Consider the following 17,342-nt stretch of genomic DNA (forward strand, 5'->3'; position numbering starts at 1 on the left):
ATCCGCTTTCCTTAAAATAGCTGTAAATTTTTGAAAATACACAAAACGGAGAGTCAAGTCTTGTTCAACTACCATTTCCAACTAGTAACTTGGGTTTAACCTAAGTTACTAGTTATCAAAAAACACCTCAAAATGGCTTCAAGACACCAAAACTTTGTATGGCTAGATCCTAAATTATAGATTATTGGTATCAATAGCTACAATTTATTGGTATAAAGCAACTTTTGTGGTTTACTAGGGTAGATTTCATGGGATTTACAAGTAGACCGTAGCACAAATAAACTAAATTTCGATCCGGGCAAGGTCTTCAAAAACCAATTTTCTTGAAAACTTTATCAATAACCCCATTTTTGTTCTGTTACAAAAAAGATACTCTGCTACAGATAGTCAGCAGCCAAAATGTTGTATTACATATTTTGTTTGTTTTGTCAATGTGATAAATCACCAAATGTATGTGTTATTGGTCAGCTTGATAACTCCATTATGACGAAATTCAGCCTACTAAGACAGACTCTGACCCGGTGAACTAAGACCAGCAGGATTAATCTGCTTGTGTAAGAGCAGGCGTTTGGGAAGCCTAAGCAATCCTCCGGTATAGCTTGGTTCTACCCGATGCAGTTCATATCCCCTCTTGAGATAAAGTTGCCTGGCCTGATAATTGTTTTCCAAAACATGCAAGTAGAGGTCTTGAAAGCCCCATTCTAGGGCAGTTTGCTCACAAGCCAAGAGCAAATTTTCTCCGACTCCTTGCCGCCGACAAGACTTTCTGACAGCCAGATTGGAGAGGTAAAGATGTTGGCAGTTGGGCTTTGGCCAGCAATAGCGAGAACGGAGTGTTAGCTCTACAGTACCAGCTAGCATCTCACTGGTACCAGCAGAACCGGAAACGGTAGTGACGGCGACTAAACACAGGTAATGGGGTAAACTAGATCGCAGTCTGTGGCGCAAATCTTCGTAAATACCCAGTCTTAATAGAGGGTGAACCCAGCTGATCAGCCCTTTTTGAGGGTGAAAGCTATCTGCAAGAATATCTGCTAGAGTGCTGATATCCTCAAATTGAGCATCACGTATAGTGACTTGAGATATACCACCAGCCAAGGTATCTTGACCAGTAGGGACAGATTTATGAAGGGTTAAGAAAGAAAAGCAGGAATCCACAACTACAAAATTATTTGGGAATGGTAAACTCTAACTAAAGTATGTAGACTATACGCCGAAGGGGTTCTAATTTACCCCTTAGCTTCCCGTAGATTGAAGGGAGCAGAAGGTATATGGCTAAGCACTTTGAATCAGGTATGAGCAATTGAGCTCGAAACTATTTACCCCATTTCAGGTCAGGTAAATAGTAAGGTAAATAGGAGACATTAAACGTTATACTTAATAATTAATACCTTTTTGACCAGTTTGAGCAAAATCGGCTGACGGGATTAGCTTAAGTCATTCCCGACCACCTTCAACTAGAAATTCTTCAACGTCAGGTAGTTCACATTATTCTATCGCTATTGAAACATGACGAATCATAAGACTGACTGGACCCCAATCATTAAGAAATTTGTGGCGATAGTAGGCAAAAATGGTGTGGTTCAACGTCGTGAAGAATTGTTGACCTATGAATGTGATGGTCTGGCCAGCTATCGCCAACGACCAGCGGTAGTAGTGCTACCACGAACTACCGAACAAGTCTCAGAGGTGCTTAAGATATGCGATCGCTATTCTATCCCTTGGGTGGCACGGGGGGCTGGCACAGGATTATCCGGTGGTGCTCTACCTATAGAAGATGGTGTGTTGATTGTCACTGCCCTCATGAAGGGTATCCTGGACATTGACCTGGAAAATCAGCGAATCGTAGTACAACCGGGCTTAATCAACAACTGGGTGACCCAAGCAGTCAGTGGTGCGGGTTTCTATTATGCCCCTGATCCCTCCAGTCAAATTATTTGTTCCATTGGTGGCAATGTGGCTGAGAACTCTGGTGGTGTCCATTGCCTCAAATATGGCGTGACCACTAATCACGTCATGGGATTAAAATTGGTTCTTCCTGACGGTTCAATCGTGGATGTAGGGGGATCAGTTCAAGAAATGCCTGGTTACGACCTAACTGGCTTATTTGTTGGTTCCGAAGGCACCTTGGGGATCGCTACAGAAATTACGCTGCGCATCCTCAAGAGACCAGAATCAATTTGTGTCCTCCTAGCGGACTTTACTAGCATTGAAGCTGCTGGTACTGCGGTTACTGACATTATTGGTGCTGGAATCATTCCTGCGGGTATGGAAATGATGGATAATCTCAGCATCAATGCGGTAGAGGACATAGTGGCAACAGGTTGTTATCCGAGGGATGCTGGAGCAATATTGCTCGTAGAACTGGATGGCTTAAAGGTAGAAGTGGACACTAATAAACAGCGGGTTGCCCAACTGTGTAAACAGAATGGGGCAAGAAATATCACTACGGCTAGTGACGAAGAAACCCGCCTGAAATTATGGAAAGGTCGCAAGGCTGCTTTTGCTGCGGCAGGGAAGATCAGTCCCAATTATTTCGTCCAAGATGGGGTGATTCCTCGCACTGAGTTAGCCGGGGTTTTGAGGGAGATTGAGGCATTAAGCGAGAAATCTGGGTACACAATAGCTAACGTATTCCATGCGGGTGATGGAAATCTACACCCCCTAATCTTGTACGATGAAAAGGTGCCTGGGGCATTAGAAGAGGTAGAAAATGTTGGTGGCGAAATCCTCAAACTCTGTGTGAAAGCAGGGGGTAGTATATCTGGGGAACATGGGATTGGTGCGGATAAGAACTGTTTTATGCCAGATATGTTCACTAAGGTGGACTTGGAAACGATGAAATGGGTTAATCAGGTATTCAATCCCAAGGGTTTAGCCAATCCAGGCAAGGTATTTCCGACACCCCGGACTTGTGGAGAGGCAGCAAATGCCAGAAAAATCAAGGAATTTGAGTCTATCGAGCGTTTTTAAACCAAGTTTTGTGAGTTCGACATGAGCCTTCGTTCCTTATCCAGGACTCAGGAGCTTCGAGTTAGGTTGAGATTAGGCAAAAAAATTACCTTTTGCCTTTTGCCTTTTGCCTTTTGCGGTTCCCAGTCAGTCGCTGATTTTCTTGCCAAGCCACAAAGGCAATTCCCCACAAAAAACTCAAACTGACGACTAATCCTGAAGGATTACCAAGACTGATTAACAGCAAGACGAAAAAAAAACTCCCAACTTGAGCTGTTTGCTGGAGTAGGGAATTCAATCCAGCTTTGGCTTCCTGCTCCAAAGTAATTTTGTTACGGCTTAACTTCATTCTAAAACCAAGAAGGAAAATACCTCAACCGATTTAAAAATGTTATAATTAAAAGTTTAATGAGATTAAAAATTATTGAAATGTGCCCACAAACGACCAATTATGCGACCAGCAATCAGGATCCAGAGCAAAAAATTAGCGGCACCGATGATTAAGCTGGCATAAAATTGGACACCAATGGTACTATCTAGACAAACACTAAAATCTAAGAAGGTGTTGGAGAGAATTAACTGCCCGATTAAACTAGGAATGTAGAGGATTACAAGCAGAGCGATCGCATCCTGAAAGCTCAGGTATACACTTCTCCACATATGCCCTAGTAAAGCTTTACCAAGCTTATCCACAGAAGTCCATATATTTTGCATCAGTTTCTTGGAAGCACAAATGTGATCTGGCAGGTTTTGACACTAAGCCAGTATTCATTTCCACCGAACCGAGATCCGGATACTGATGTATGGTGGTTTGTTGAAGGTTGAGCGTGGTTTCCACCCCAGTTGCTGATCTGAGTCCCCATCTCCCCATTTCCCCATCTCCCCACACTTCCCACACTCTCTCTGCCCTTTCCATACTCCCAACTCCAAGGGCGAGGTATCTCACCCAATAGAGAACTGCTATAAGGTATGAGTCCCCTGTTGCGGTTCGGTGTCGGCTGGATTAATCTAGAAGCATCATTTCCCGGTAGTCTAGATGTCTACTAAATCGAAAATTCATCCGAGATCTACCCAAGTCAGTGACTGGTCAATTGAGCAGTTGCCCGGATTAAGTATTCAAGATCAATCAAAACTCAAAGCATTGGGGATTACCACCACTAGGGAGTTGCTCGAAAAGGCAAGCACTGGCCAAGCTAAACAAGCGCTAGCTAACCAGTTAAAGGTTAAGACTCAGTACGTCAATAAATGGGTCGCCCTAGCAGATTTAGCCCGTATCCCTAGCATTGGCTGCCAATATTGTGGACTAGTGTTACATGCAGGAATATGCTCTTTAACCCAACTAGCTCAGACTCCCCCTCACCGCTTGCACCAAAATATTTTACGCCTACAGGTAGCAACCATGCAGCGCCGAGACCTTTGCCCTGGTGTTGATCAGGTGGCACGATGGACTAAACAAGCACGAGATTTAGTTCGTCATTGGTAATTTTTAATTTTTAATGGTCAATTGGCATTTTCAATTTGTGATTTTCAGGGATTCCTACTCTATTCCTTCACCAACACTCCATTGAGGAAAATATCAGCAATGCCTTCTGCCATTTCTTGAATCTCTTTGGGGGAGGCATCTGAATCGAGGATGGTATTGTGACTGAAACCAGCAACGGCAAACATGCCCAAGAACACCTGAGCCAAAATATTAGGGTTCATAGGGCGATAAATGCCTCGCTCAATGGCGGTTTCAAAAAAGGCTTCAGCCACATCCGTCATTTTAATAATTACTTCTGACTGAATGCGATCGCGCAATTCTGGGTGGAATTGGGCTTCCATAAAGCATACTCGCATCAGATCCGCATTCTCACCCATACGCATCATTCGCCGCCGCATCATCTGTGCTACTGCTTTATAGCTGCCCATTTCACTGAGTTCCGTGAGCAAATCGGTGAGAATGTCTATCCAACCCTGGGTGGCGACTTCAATCAGGATGGCTTTTTTGTTTTCAAAATGACGAAATAGGGTACCTTCAGCGACTCCAGCAGTACTGGCTAACTCCCTGGTGGTTGTCCCGTTATAACCTCGACTGGCAAACAAACGTCGTGCTGCTGTCAGGATACGTTGCCTGGTCTCTGTCTCTGACTGAGTTGGCTGATTAATTATTCCCATGGGTGTCAAAATGAAACTTGTAGCGCTATTATCCAAATTGTCCAACACTTCACCCCATAATTGTCAAATTTGAGACAGAGTTGGCTTGAGCTTCTAGTAGTAGGTGATGGTAATCATGCCTTGATTGTGACCAAAAATTTGGGTTTCAAGCTGGCCTTTGGCCACGCTACTTGAGGTGCCCATAAACGGGCGATTTTTCCGGAATTTGTCAAGGCAAAGGTTTATAATACAATAATTGTGTAGAAAGCGCACAGGTAGGATTCGTCGGTACTACCTGATTCAATAACGACGTAAAGCGATGCTAGTACACGAGGCGCGAAAAACCTCGCCGGTGCGCTTTCCGTTCTCCGTAGGAGACGCTTCGCGAACGGCTAATTAAATTCGCCACGGGTCGCACCGCTAAAACGCATGGGTCTTAACGGATACCGAAAACCAGTAAAGTAGCAAATTCAAAATATATAACGTACCGTGGGGCACACGGGAACGAGGGAAGGGAGAAACAGTTATATTAGACACTCCTAGTACCTAGCGCTTAGGGAGATAAGCCCACTGGGATTAGTTAAGTTAGGCTTGATGCTTGGTTGCTGATTGAACGGGTATTTGGCTTGAATATTGCCTTTCAGGATAGCTAATTTTAAGGCGTGTCGTAGAACTAAGAATCCCCGTTCTTACTTCGGCGGGGAGTGTCAAACACTTGATGAAGAGACGCTAGCTTATTAGTTGTTAACCTCACGCCGCCTAAAGGCGGTACCACTAAATCCCACCCTAGAAAGCGGTGGGCGTTGTGGGAGAGTTCTGTAAGTTCGTTACTGCCACCCTTGTATGATTAAACAGAATGGATTGGTCGTGTTTCTCCAGCGTGTTGCTGATCACTTAAGACCACTTCGGTGCTTATTCAAGACAGGATCTATCAAGTCCCTATCGATTTTATCTTATCTGGGGGCAGCAATCCTAATCTGGGGAACATTCTCGACTATTGCATTAGCCCGTACTGAAACCCCAGCATCACCCTCAACCTCAATCCAACCCTATCTAGACCGGGTGATCGAACGGGTAACTGAGTTTACCCTGGATAATGGCATGAAGTTCATTGTCCTAGAAAACCACGAAGCACCAGTAGTTTCTCTTCTTACCTATGCGGATGTAGGCGGTGTGGATGAACCGGATGGCAAAACCGGTGTGGCTCACTTCTTAGAACATTTAGCATTTAAAGGTACCACCCGGATTGGTACTACCAACTATGAGGCAGAAAAAATTCTGCTGGACAAGTTGGACGAGTTGAAAAAACAAATTAAAGAGTATCAAGCCACTGGGAATGAGGCAGAGGTAGCTAAGTTAAAAGAAGAGTTTGCCGAAGTCGAAGCTGAGGCGGCTAAGTATGTCCAGCAGAACGAATTAGGTCAGATTATTGAACAATCAGGAGGCGTGGGCTTGAATGCGGCAACGTCTACCGATTATACGGTTTACTTCTACAGCTTGCCATCGAACAAATTAGAGCTGTGGATGTCCCTAGAGTCAGAACGCTTCCTTGAGCCGGTATTTCGAGAATTTTATAAGGAACAAGAGGTAATCCTCGAAGAGCGTCGTTTGCGCACTGATAACTCTCCGATCGGTCAAATGATTGAGGCGTTCTTGGATACTGCCTATACCAAGCACCCTTATCGGCGTCCGGTGATTGGCTACAACAAAGACATTCGCAATCTTACTCGCCAAGATGTTCAGGAGTTTTTTGACACTTACTATAGTCCGAATAACTTAACTGTAGCTATTGCGGGAGATGTGGATCCAAAGCAGGTGAAACGCCTAGCTAAAGTCTACTTTGGACGCTACAACCATCAAAAGGAAATTCCTAAAGTCACTACGGTAGAACCACCACAGTCCGAAACCAAGGAAGTTACCTTGAAATTACCCTCCCAACCCTGGTATTTGGAAGGATACCATCGACCAGGGATTACCCATCCTGACCATGTGGTTTATGAAATTATGGGCAATTTGCTGAGTGATGGTCGAACCTCTCGCCTATATAAGTCTTTGGTAGAAGGGAAACAAGTAGCCCTATCGGCGGCAGGGTTTAGTGGCTTTCCTGGTGATAAATATCCTAATTTAATGTTGTTCTATGCCCTCACTGCACCAGGACACACGGTAGAAGAGGTGGCAAGTGCATTGGCAGAAGACATTGAAAAGCTCAAAACTGAACTAGTTTCACCCCAAGAATTGGAACGGGTAAAAACTCAGGCAAGGGCTAGCCTATTGCGATCGCTTGATTCCAATATGGGTATGGCCAGAAATTTGGCAACCTATGAGGTCGAATTAAGAATTAAGAATTAAGAATTAAGAATTAAGAATTAAGAATTAAGAATTAAGAATTAAGAATTAAGAATTAAGAATTAAGAATTAAGAATTAAGAATTAAGAATTAAGAATCTAGCGTTTCAAATACTTATGAAGTAAATTCAATGTTCTTACCCCTACTCCCTACTCCCTACTCCCTACTCCCTACTTCCTACTCCCTATTCCCTATTCCCTGTTCCCTGGGCGTAGCCCTATAAAAAATGACAATAATTAAACTAACGGAGTATCAGCCAGATAAGATCCCACGCTACCAGATTCCAGAATCCGTAATCGATGAATTGCAGCAAAAATACAGCAATCAGGTAACAGTAAATCTTGAATACTCCAGAACGGGGGATTACTGGCAACTAACCTCTCAAGGATGGGTAGGTTATATTCCCCTAACCAATGAACTGAGCATCCAACTCCAGCCGAAAGTCCCCCTAAACAATCTTTTCGGAATGCTCGACTACGCCTATAACCTTAGAAGCTTTCACATTCTAGAGGGGTTGATTGATTGTCAATCTCTAGAAGAATTTTACGATTACTTGGTCAGTATCCTCATTAATGGCATACGCGATCGCATTCGCCAAGGACTCTACCGCACCTACATCCCTACAACTGGTCAACTAGCATACCTTCGGGGGCGTTTGGATGTACAGCAAACTATCCAGAAGCCATGGGATATCAAACTTAACTGCCATTACGACGAACATACTAGTGACATCGAAGATAATCAGATTATCGCCTGGACACTCCACTGTATCTCTCGCACGGGTTTATATAGCGCTAAAGTAAGTCCCATGTTGCGCCAAGCCTATCATGCCCTACAAAACCTTGTCACCCTACAACCTTATAGCGCTAGGGATTGTATCGGACGAAACTATAATCGGCTCAATCAGAATTACCAAAGGTTACATGCTCTTTGCCGCTTTTTTCTCGAACACAGCGGACCAAGTCATCAAACAGGTAGTAATACCATGTTGCCCTTTCTAGTTAACATGGCAAAACTCTATGAACGCTTTGTTGCTGAATGGCTAAAATCGCACTTACCTACTGGCTTTGGCATTAAGATACTCGAAAGAGTAGACATCGACAAGACATTATATTTTTACATTGATTTAGTACTGTACGAGATAGCGACTGAGAAAACATGCTGCATTCTCGATACTAAGTATAAAATCCCTATTAGTCCATCTCGTGATGACTTTAACCAAGTAGTAATCTATGCCATCACACAAGATTGCCAAGAGGCAGTTTTAGTATATCCAGCTCCTTTAACTCAACCCCTTGATGTTAAAATTCGTGATATTCGAGTCCGGAGCTTGACGTTTTCTCTGGATGGGAATTTGGAAGAAGCTGGTGAACTATTCCTAAAGAAATTAACAGGACTTACCCAGAAATAGGAAACAAACCCTACAGGTAGAGTGACTCATGATTCAACAGACTTGATATCATTGATCATTGGCCAATTCCTCAACGCCCTGATGAATTACAATTGGTGTTCCCACAGAGGCCCAATCAAATAACCACTCAGCATGATCCACAGCTACATTCACACAGCCATGACTTACTGGCGTACCAAACTTACGATGCCAGTATGCCCCATGGATAGCATAGCCCCGGTGGTAATACATCGCATAAGGTACATTGGCCAGATCGTAATCTGCACCACGCATTCTGTCCTTGCGACGCTTGGATTGAATCGTGAATGTACCAGGATGGGTAGGTGTTGAATCTTTACCAGTGGAGACAATTATTGCATAAACCGGTTGTCTACCTTCCCAAGCAATCAGCCTTTGATTAGTTAGGTCTATCTCAATCCAGCGTTCCTCTGAATCTTGTAGTTCCATCACTCTGGTAGCGATTTGCTCACTCACAGGATTGGTCAACGCTGGTGTTGTCCAGACAGCCAAGGCGATTAGCATCAGTGGGAAACTGGCAAACAAGCTTCTTAACGGATTTAGCCAGTGGAAAAACATATAACCTTAGCAGTCAATCAAACAAATCACCAACATCATAGCCTCAACTCAGAGAATCAGGGGCTAATCGTTGCTTGAGCTGTTTTGCTCGTTTTGCGATCGCATTCCAATTCCCCCTATCAATCAGGGATTTAGGAAACAAATTCCCAGAAAGACCCACAGCGATCGCTCCGATATTAATCAATTCCTGAGCATTGTCTATCGTAACACCACCAGTAGGGATTAACGGGATGTGACCGAGTGGCCCAAGTAAGGCTTTGATGTAACTAGCACCACCGACCGCCTGAATCGGAAACACCTTAACACAGCTAGCACCAGCATCCCAAGCTGTCACAATTTCTGTGGGGGAAAGTGCTCCGGGAACCACTGGCACATTAGCAGCTACCGCTGCTTTAATAACTGCTGTATCCACATGGGGACTAAAGATAAACTGCGCTCCAACATCAATTGCCTGATGTAACTGAGATTGGTTTAAGATTGTGCCAGTACCAATGATACAGTTGGGTAATTCTCGATGGAGCTGACTAATCAGCTCAGGAGCATCAGCGCTATTCCAGGTAATTTCAATTAACCGTATACCCCCAGTGGCTACCGTCTTAGCCATCTGATCTCCTAGGGATTTCGAGGATGCTCGAATCACAGCAATTACTCGCTGCTGTCGTAATAGGTTTAACCAGTTATCAGTCCTCAATTCTAGTTACCATTAGTTAACCTCAACACCCTTGTGCGTTCCCGTAGCGTGACCTACGGTCAAATCGCATCTGGATAACTAGCAACTTGGGTTAATCAAATTTATATGACTTTCATAGAAAATGAAGATACAAGATTGAGACACTATTTAGCAAGACTACATCCACGCACTCTGTGCTACTCTATATTTGAACAAGCGATGCAGCAAGGTCTTGGGAGTCTCTCCCCACTCGCGCTTTGCATCAATAAAATCTTCGATTTATCAATTAGGCTTCTTATTTATTATTTAAATTATCATAAAATTCCCCTTTATAGTTAAACCATTTCGATATTCAGCAACGCCCAATTTTGAGACAGTGTTTTTAAGTTTACTGAGCAATTGCGCTAGTCACGTAAGTTACGATGGTTTTATACTGGATTTAGGAAAGTTGATCTATGAGCCTCGTTTTGGAACGTGAGACACCGCCTCTGCGAGAAGATGAAACCGGAGCGATTCGAGTTGGAAATTCAAGGGTGTTGCTAGATACTGTTATTCGAGCGTTTCAAGATGGTGCATCTCCTGAGTCTATTGTGCATCGATACTCGACTCTATCTTTGTCCGATGTTTACAATACAATTGGCTACTACCTTCGACACCAAGATGCGGTAGAAACATACTTAAATCAGAGAGAGCAGTTAGCTGAATCAGTGCAGCAACGTTTGTCTAGTATCCAACCTGATCTCAGCTTAATTCGTACCCGTTTGCTATCTCAGCAGAATCAGTAGAAACGGTTATGCTGAGTTTGCTGAGCGATGAGAATTTCAACGGTGACATTGTTCGAGGGCTGTTTTCGCGTCAACCCAATCTTGACCTACTACGAGTTCAAGATGTTGGGTTGCGAGAAGTAGATGATCCAGCGATTCTAGCTTGGGCAGCAATTAATGGACGTATCCTTCTAACTCATGATCGTGCAACGATGCCAGATTTTGCCTACAACCGCCTAGTTTCAGGAGAGTCAATGGCGGGCATCTTTGTCGTCAATGATCGAATGCCAATTCGACAGGCAATTGATGAATTACTACTACTGATCGATTGTAGTGAGCAAGCAGAATGGAAGGGAATTGTGCTGTATTTGCCTTTGTGACCAATAATTAGTCACTGTACAATTTGCTAACTACTCGGTAATTTATGCTTAAAAGCCCGTGACGAGGATTGAACTCGTGACCTCACCCTTACCAAGGGTGTGCTCTACCACTGAGCCACACGGGCTAGATTTAAATTATTAGATTTACATTATTGGTTTGATTTAGACTATTGTACTTTGGCCAAATTTACTCTGCCAAGGTATCAATTAATCAGCTTTTGATTTCCCGACGCTAAACCAGTCATGGTAATTAGTTAACGGTTAACATCAGCCAATTTTATGCTGACTTATCAAAAGTATATTTAGGTTATATCCCAAACCATTGTGGTGGGCCGGGCTGGATTTGAACCAGCGTAGGCATAGCCAACGGATTTACAGTCCGCCCCCATTAACCACTCGGGCACCGACCCTTTTAGCTCACATTTATAAATGTTAGCACAGCTTTTAGGAATTGTCAATTTTTTAAGGAAATCGACGGAGATTAGCCAATGCTGTAAGCGTTGTGCAATGCCCACCAGATCAGAACGCTGATACTGCCCAAAACCAGAATTGCTGAAATAACAACGGCTGTGGGGCTATCAGCTCCTTTAAACTTCATGATGCCACGATTGAGGTCTGACATAGTTTGTCGCTCCTGTTTGAGTTATCAGGGATCTAACCAACAAGTCGATTATAGCCAGGGCTAGATCAGGGGGAAATTTACCGATTAACCTTGGTATACTCAGCTTTGAGCGGTTATACTCGGCTTTTAAAGTGATCTCACTACTGAACACCTAGACAAAACTATAGGAAAAATTTATAAATTATATAGGATTTTCTTGTGAAAGTATTGCTATTAACCTTGGCAGTGCTAGTCAGTTCCTTGGTAGCGCTAGAGGTCGGTTTACGATGGCTGCTCGGCTTCGGTAATCCCCTGATTTATCTGGCAGATGAGGAAATTGGCTATTTGCTAGCCCCTAACCAAAGCACCAGACGGTTTGGCAACCGCATTGTCATTAATGAATATTCCATGCGCAGTGCCACCACCACTCCTCAGCCACCTCTATCCATGCTGCGGGTGTTCCTACTGGGGGATTCTGTTGCGAATGGGGCTTGGTGGACAGACCAAGACCAAACCATATCAGCACTGCTCCAATCTCAATTAGAACTATGGCTGACCAAAGACGTTTTACCAAGTCTAACCAACGAGAAACCATTTGAAACAGTCGAAGTCCTTAATGCTTCTGCTAATTCTTGGGGACCACGAAATGAGTTAGCCTATCTACGACGCTTTGGCACCTTCAACGCCCATGTAGTGGTATTACTTATTAATACCGATGACTTGTTTGCTACAGCACCGACTTCTGTACAAGTGGGACGCGATCGCAATTATCCCAGCCAAAAACCCCTCCTAGCCATAGCCGAGATCTGGAGTCGCTATCTCCTGAGAGCACCAGCTATTCCTGAAATGGAAGCAGTCAGAGCGGAACCAGGAGACCGGGTTGGCTTTAATCTCAAGGCCATTGGGGAAATTAAGACCCTAACTGATGCTGCTGGAGCCAAGTTAGTGCTAGGGATGACCCCCCTACTCCGGGAAATTGGCACCAAAGGACCTCGTGACTATGAGTTAAAAGCCCGCAAACGCTTGAGTGACTTTACTCAAGAGCACAACATTACTTATCTAGATTTTTTACCAGTGTTCAATAACACCGAAACACCAGAAATACTTTACCGTGACCACATTCACCTTAGCCCCCAAGGAAATCATAAAGTCAGTGAAGTGATATCAACTCAGGTAGCTTCATCAGTTATCACACTTGTCAGTTGACACTCCCAGCCCTGGAAGGACGGGGATTCTTGATTCAACGAGATGACTTGTTCAACCAGGCCGGAGCCAGGAAAAATAGAGGTCTCCTCTCCCCAAGCGTATTTGGTCTATGACCCAGGTTTCGGTGTGCCCCACCGTACCTTTTGTTTTATATAGATAGATAGATACTTTTTTAATCTAATTTTTTTCATAGACGTTTAAGTCGTTAGACCAAATTACGCAATATGCATCTGATACATATTTTTTACGTTGCCTACTTATTTTTAGATAGTATTTATCTAGCTTTTTAGTTTTTTATTTATCATATGATGATAACACGCTCTGTGAAAACTGTCAAGTTTTAGCTGAAAAATAAAGCCGTCCTATAAGGACGGGGCGCGATTACCTAATTTTTTCGGTAAATGTTCAAACGCACAGGGGAAAAGGTTGATCGCAAATCCGGATTCAAGACCCCCTGTTGAAGTCAGTCTGTCCAGGCAGACTTTGTACTCTTCGAGAAGGCTTAACCTACCTATAGCTGCGACTTTTAGTTGTCAGGGCTATAAGGGATTTATCAAAGCGGATTTGACTGATTTGTTCCTTACCCCCTTGGGCTCCCCCTAATTTCGGTCAGTTACAAGTGCAACTGACCCCTAAATTATCAACAAAAAGCCGTTAACAGGGAACTGTCATAACCGAAGTATGGAGTTTATGATTCCCATTGTCTACGTTGTGCCAAACTTGACCATCAAGAGCCATCTGCTCAATCAAACTTGCCAAGCGCAGTGCTTTTAGGGCTTGTTCACCCCCGACAGAAGGTTGATTACCACCCCGTACACAATTGACAAAGTGTTCTAACTCAGCATGGAGTGGTTCAATATTACTGGTATAAACCTTCTCAATCAAACCATCCTGTCGGTAAAGCACTTGACCATAGTCGGTCATATAATTGGCAGTGGTTTGCCGATGAATTAGAATCTCATTATTGAGGAAATCAGCTTCCGTCAGAGAATTTTTGCAATGGGCAGCGATGCGACGGATTTTTCGGTGTGTCACTTTACTGGCCGTGACAGTACCAACAATACCATTGGCAAACCCCAAGGTAGCAGTGACGTAATCTAAATACCCGGAATCAGAAGCACGGCTGCCACTAGCGGTTAACCTTGTCACAGGTGAGGCTACCAATTCTAGTAATAGATCTATATCATGAATCATGAGATCCAAAACCACCGAGACATCATTGGCTCGGTCAGAGTAGGGACTCATGCGATGAGCTTCCACAGCCAGCAATTGTTCTGTCTTCAGAACTTTGCTCAGTTCCTGGAAAGCTGGGTTAAAACGTTCAATATGTCCAACTTGAAGAATACATTGGGACTCTGCTGCAGCATTCACTAAGGATTCTGCCTCAGCAATACTAGCGGCAATCGGTTTTTCAATTAAAATATGGACTCCAGCTTGTAGACAAGTCATCCCGACTTCATGATGTAGACGGGTCGGCACTGCAATGCAAACCGCCTCTACATAGGGAAGAAGATCGTGATAATCTTCAAAAAAGCGAACACGGTACTTACTGGCAATATTTAAACCACGCTCGACGTTAATGTCTGCCACACCCACAATTTCAACGTCTTTGAGAAGACTCAAAACTCGGGCATGATGTTGTCCCATATTGCCAACGCCAATCACACCGATTTTGATTGGCTGCGGTAAGTTGCGCTGGACTTGATGATCTCGATGTCTTTGATAAGTACGATTCTGCACTCTTTTTTGCTCCTCCACCACTGGTAATAAGTCGATTTACTTAATCTAAGTCGCCTTAAACCATCCAGATAGTACCACAGCAACTATAAATGTGAAGAATTTCAAAGCTTTGTCCATCCCACTCAGGCTAAAAGAACCTTTAAAACATGTGTTCTATACTTATTGTGGTTTGACGAAATATGGAACACTAACCCTATGTGTCAGTTTGTGGGTTGTCTGTTGACAGAGCAATGAAATTATTAATTGGTAGTTGTAGTAACAGTGCAAAACGTTTGATTAGGCATTATCCTGATGAGACTTGTGATATCTGGTTGGATCATGTCTAAGAAAGTAATTGTGTTGTTATCTGGAGGTTTAGACTCTGCTACAGTTTTGTATCAATCAGTAGGAGACGGTTATGAGTGTTATGCCCTTTCCTTTGATTATCAGCAGCGACATCGACGAGAACTCAAATCAGCGTACGCAATTGCTAGTGCAGCAGGTGTTAAGGAACATCAGGTAGTCAGGTTTGACTTACGGCAGTGGGGAGGTTCAGCGTTAACCGATGATAACCTTGACCTACCCAAGGAGCGTAGTCTAGAGCAGATGTCTCAAGACATCCCCATTACCTACGTTCCAGCCCGTAACACGATTTTTCTGAGCTTTGGCTTATCCTATGCAGAAGCAATTGGTGCTGAGGGAGTATATGTGGGTGTCAATGCCTTAGATTATTCTGGCTATCCAGATTGCCGTCCGGATTATATCCAAGCAATGCAGACAGCTTTTGATTTGGGCACAAAACAAGGTAGGGAGGGCAATGGAATTAAAATTGTCAGTCCTCTGATTGACCTGAAAAAAACCGAAATTATCCAATTAGGCAATCAGCTGGGTGTTCCTTGGGAAAAAACCTGGTCATGCTACACAGGTAACGATCTAGCTTGTGGTGTTTGTGATGCTTGTCGGTTGCGATTGGCTGCCTTTGCTGAGTTGGGATTGGACGATCCACTTACTTATCAGGAAGGCTGAGTGCCTCAGTGTGAAGGGTGCTGAGTAAGCTGAGTAATCAGTGTGTTGGTAGAACAACAGGGATTTTAATTGCTGTTGGATACTAAGAGAATTGATTTAGCTGATAGTTACGGCTGGCGTAGATACGGTAAACCCCTGTATCTGCCAGCAATACTTCTTGATCAATCACTAACTGGTAGCCTTTCCGTTGGAGTAAGTTTGTGATCTGCTTTAGTTTTATCCCTGCTGTAATCTGATCAACCTCGATCACAATTTGCTGAATTTTTTCCCAATCCTTCTCCTTGATGCCAGCCAGGATATCTAACTGAGGTTGATCAGCATTAATTTTGAGTAAATCAATTTTTTCAATGTTCTGTTGATGAATAATACTAGATATAGTCTTTGAGTGCTTGGAAAGTCCAAAACTGAACACTTTGGCATTCGAGCCATAGAGTGATGCATTGATCTGCAACAGTTCAAAAACATCTGGTAAGGCTTCAAAGGAGAATAGTCTGGCATTTTTACAGATTTGCTGAGCAAACAGGGTGAACATACCGATGTTTGCCCCTATATCAAAAATACAATCCCCATCATGGATAGTGATGCCATGTTTAATGTAGGTCTGTTTTTCAAATATATCTTGATATAATTCATCAGTTTTTTGCTCATTTTCATGAACGATTACTAAATGATTAGGTAATTGGTAATCGTTATGATTGGCTAGCAATGCCTCGGCTTTAAGAATATCAAAATTGGTAGCTAACCCTAGGTTAGAGTGATTTGGTGATAATGGCTGATTGGCAGGAGACCTGATCCAGTCTTCAAAACTTGAGGAGATGACAGGGCACCCATTTTTTTGAGTAGATATTAGACTAGACTTATCAAGTATTTGTTCAACATGTTGATTAGATTTTGATAAGTTTATTTTAGATGGAATATTTATATCTTCCATCCATAAGTTAACAGATTTATTTAAGGGTTCTGCTGTCAGGGTAGCCGTTAGTTTAATAGTTATTTCAGATAGTTTATTTGCGTTTAATACCATAGGTATTTTCGTCAACTATATTGATTAAACTGCACAGTAGTAATATCACTAATTATAAGTAGTTATCTCGACAGAGATATTACTGACTTACTTATAGTTTAGTAAAGCACCCTGATTGAAATTTAGTTAATTAAAGCAATCCTAAGCAATCTTAATTTAAATTTTATGAAAATTATAAAAATCAATAATACTCTGGGGATATTATTTACCCTGGATTTTAGTTTAATCCTCTTCCGAATCTAATCATTTCGACATGGATTTATAGGGCAGTGAACTTAAGAGTAAATAAACCTGCATCTATACAATATTGACTTATACATATTAGTAATTGGTTGCCATTTTGGCAAAATTTTCAGTGATGAGGAAGGAGAGGCCGTGAGCTAGCAGTGATTTTCGGGATACTCTGGGGGGTCAAACCTAGGTATATTTTATAACCGATAGCTTGAAATCAATTTAATAGGGTTACAGTTGACGCTTGACCCTTGAGTGTGAAGGATAAACGCTCAAAAAAAAGTAAACTAGTGAACTCAA

At 43.0% G+C, this 17,342-nt stretch carries 18 protein-coding genes, 2 tRNA genes and 1 pseudogene; 9 read left to right on the forward strand and 12 right to left on the reverse strand.

The window, feature by feature from the left end; genetic code table 11:
* Window positions 1-501: 501 nt before the first annotated feature.
* Window positions 502-1,158, reverse strand: coding sequence for a GNAT family N-acetyltransferase (locus F6K51_RS09285; RefSeq protein WP_293019791.1), 657 nt, complete (start codon window positions 1,156-1,158; stop codon window positions 502-504).
* Window positions 1,159-1,509: 351 nt separating this feature from the next.
* Here F6K51_RS09285 and glcD point away from each other — a divergent pair, with 351 nt between their 5' ends.
* Complete coding sequence (glcD, locus tag F6K51_RS09290) at window positions 1,510-2,973, forward strand: glycolate oxidase subunit GlcD (protein ID WP_293019793.1); 1,464 nt, start codon at window positions 1,510-1,512, stop codon at window positions 2,971-2,973.
* A gap of 85 nt (window positions 2,974-3,058) precedes the next feature.
* Here glcD and F6K51_RS09295 read toward each other — a convergent pair whose 3' ends face one another.
* The 3 genes from F6K51_RS09295 to F6K51_RS09305 form a co-directional block, all read right to left on the reverse strand.
* Window positions 3,059-3,301 carry a hypothetical protein gene (locus F6K51_RS09295; protein ID WP_293019794.1) on the reverse strand — a complete coding sequence of 81 codons (243 nt, stop codon included), beginning with the start codon at window positions 3,299-3,301 and terminating at the stop codon, window positions 3,059-3,061.
* Between the two features lie 65 nt (window positions 3,302-3,366).
* Window positions 3,367-3,612: a hypothetical protein gene (locus F6K51_RS09300; protein WP_293019795.1), complete on the reverse strand. Its 246-nt coding sequence runs from the start codon at window positions 3,610-3,612 to the stop codon at window positions 3,367-3,369.
* A 25-nt stretch (window positions 3,613-3,637) separates the two neighbouring features.
* Window positions 3,638-3,868: a hypothetical protein gene (locus tag F6K51_RS09305; protein WP_293019796.1), complete on the reverse strand. Its 231-nt coding sequence runs from the start codon at window positions 3,866-3,868 to the stop codon at window positions 3,638-3,640.
* A 120-nt stretch (window positions 3,869-3,988) separates the two neighbouring features.
* Here F6K51_RS09305 and F6K51_RS09310 point away from each other — a divergent pair, with 120 nt between their 5' ends.
* Window positions 3,989-4,435 (forward strand): DUF4332 domain-containing protein, encoded by a 447-nt coding sequence (locus tag F6K51_RS09310; protein WP_293019798.1) that lies wholly within the window; start codon window positions 3,989-3,991, stop codon window positions 4,433-4,435.
* 59 nt (window positions 4,436-4,494) lie between these two features.
* Here F6K51_RS09310 and F6K51_RS09315 read toward each other — a convergent pair whose 3' ends face one another.
* Entirely contained in the window at window positions 4,495-5,109 is a 615-nt protein-coding gene (locus F6K51_RS09315; protein ID WP_293019800.1) for a TetR/AcrR family transcriptional regulator, read from the reverse strand.
* An 822-nt stretch (window positions 5,110-5,931) separates the two neighbouring features.
* On the opposite strand from F6K51_RS09315, the gene F6K51_RS09320 reads away from it, so the two are divergent.
* Window positions 5,932-7,437 carry a pitrilysin family protein gene (locus F6K51_RS09320; protein ID WP_293019801.1) on the forward strand — a complete coding sequence of 502 codons (1,506 nt, stop codon included), beginning with the start codon at window positions 5,932-5,934 and terminating at the stop codon, window positions 7,435-7,437.
* A gap of 223 nt (window positions 7,438-7,660) precedes the next feature.
* Window positions 7,661-8,845 (forward strand): restriction endonuclease, encoded by a 1,185-nt coding sequence (locus F6K51_RS09325; RefSeq protein WP_293019803.1) that lies wholly within the window; start codon window positions 7,661-7,663, stop codon window positions 8,843-8,845.
* A 48-nt stretch (window positions 8,846-8,893) separates the two neighbouring features.
* On the opposite strand, the gene F6K51_RS09330 is transcribed toward F6K51_RS09325, so the two are convergent.
* Window positions 8,894-9,367, reverse strand: coding sequence for a L,D-transpeptidase (locus F6K51_RS09330; protein ID WP_293019804.1), 474 nt, complete (start codon window positions 9,365-9,367; stop codon window positions 8,894-8,896).
* Window positions 9,368-9,464: 97 nt separating this feature from the next.
* A complete protein-coding gene (locus F6K51_RS09335) occupies window positions 9,465-10,112 on the reverse strand; it encodes a bifunctional 4-hydroxy-2-oxoglutarate aldolase/2-dehydro-3-deoxy-phosphogluconate aldolase (protein ID WP_293019806.1) in 648 nt (215 codons plus the stop codon).
* A gap of 90 nt (window positions 10,113-10,202) precedes the next feature.
* On the opposite strand from F6K51_RS09335, the pseudogene F6K51_RS09340 reads away from it, so the two are divergent.
* The 3 genes and pseudogenes from F6K51_RS09340 to F6K51_RS09350 all read left to right on the forward strand — a co-directional run.
* Window positions 10,203-10,307: pseudogene (locus tag F6K51_RS09340) on the forward strand (IS1 family transposase); the annotation flags it as partial.
* A 239-nt stretch (window positions 10,308-10,546) separates the two neighbouring features.
* On the forward strand, window positions 10,547-10,876 hold the full coding sequence (locus tag F6K51_RS09345; protein ID WP_293019808.1) for a DUF433 domain-containing protein: 330 nt from the start codon (window positions 10,547-10,549) through the stop codon (window positions 10,874-10,876).
* Between the two features lie 8 nt (window positions 10,877-10,884).
* Complete coding sequence (locus F6K51_RS09350; RefSeq protein WP_293019810.1) at window positions 10,885-11,235, forward strand: DUF5615 family PIN-like protein; 351 nt, start codon at window positions 10,885-10,887, stop codon at window positions 11,233-11,235.
* Between the two features lie 53 nt (window positions 11,236-11,288).
* Here the strand turns inward: F6K51_RS09350 and F6K51_RS09355 are convergent.
* The 3 genes from F6K51_RS09355 to F6K51_RS09365 form a co-directional block, all read right to left on the reverse strand.
* Window positions 11,289-11,360, reverse strand: a tRNA-Thr gene (locus tag F6K51_RS09355).
* Window positions 11,361-11,560: 200 nt separating this feature from the next.
* Window positions 11,561-11,645 (reverse strand) — tRNA-Tyr (locus F6K51_RS09360).
* A gap of 71 nt (window positions 11,646-11,716) precedes the next feature.
* Window positions 11,717-11,857 carry a hypothetical protein gene (locus F6K51_RS09365; protein WP_293019812.1) on the reverse strand — a complete coding sequence of 47 codons (141 nt, stop codon included), beginning with the start codon at window positions 11,855-11,857 and terminating at the stop codon, window positions 11,717-11,719.
* Between the two features lie 198 nt (window positions 11,858-12,055).
* On the opposite strand from F6K51_RS09365, the gene F6K51_RS09370 reads away from it, so the two are divergent.
* Window positions 12,056-13,042, forward strand: coding sequence for an SGNH/GDSL hydrolase family protein (locus F6K51_RS09370; RefSeq protein ID WP_293019814.1), 987 nt, complete (start codon window positions 12,056-12,058; stop codon window positions 13,040-13,042).
* Window positions 13,043-13,696: 654 nt separating this feature from the next.
* Here F6K51_RS09370 and F6K51_RS09375 read toward each other — a convergent pair.
* Window positions 13,697-14,782, reverse strand: coding sequence for a Gfo/Idh/MocA family oxidoreductase (locus tag F6K51_RS09375; protein WP_143727850.1), 1,086 nt, complete (start codon window positions 14,780-14,782; stop codon window positions 13,697-13,699).
* Between the two features lie 291 nt (window positions 14,783-15,073).
* On the opposite strand from F6K51_RS09375, the gene queC reads away from it, so the two are divergent.
* Complete coding sequence (queC, locus tag F6K51_RS09380) at window positions 15,074-15,787, forward strand: 7-cyano-7-deazaguanine synthase QueC (protein ID WP_293019817.1); 714 nt, start codon at window positions 15,074-15,076, stop codon at window positions 15,785-15,787.
* An 82-nt stretch (window positions 15,788-15,869) separates the two neighbouring features.
* Here queC and F6K51_RS09385 read toward each other — a convergent pair whose 3' ends face one another.
* Complete coding sequence (locus F6K51_RS09385; protein WP_293019819.1) at window positions 15,870-16,811, reverse strand: FkbM family methyltransferase; 942 nt, start codon at window positions 16,809-16,811, stop codon at window positions 15,870-15,872.
* Between the last annotated feature and the right edge of the window lie 531 nt (window positions 16,812-17,342).

The organism is Moorena sp. SIO3I8 (assembly GCF_010692325.1).
GTDB lineage: Bacteria > Cyanobacteriota > Cyanobacteriia > Cyanobacteriales > Coleofasciculaceae > Moorena.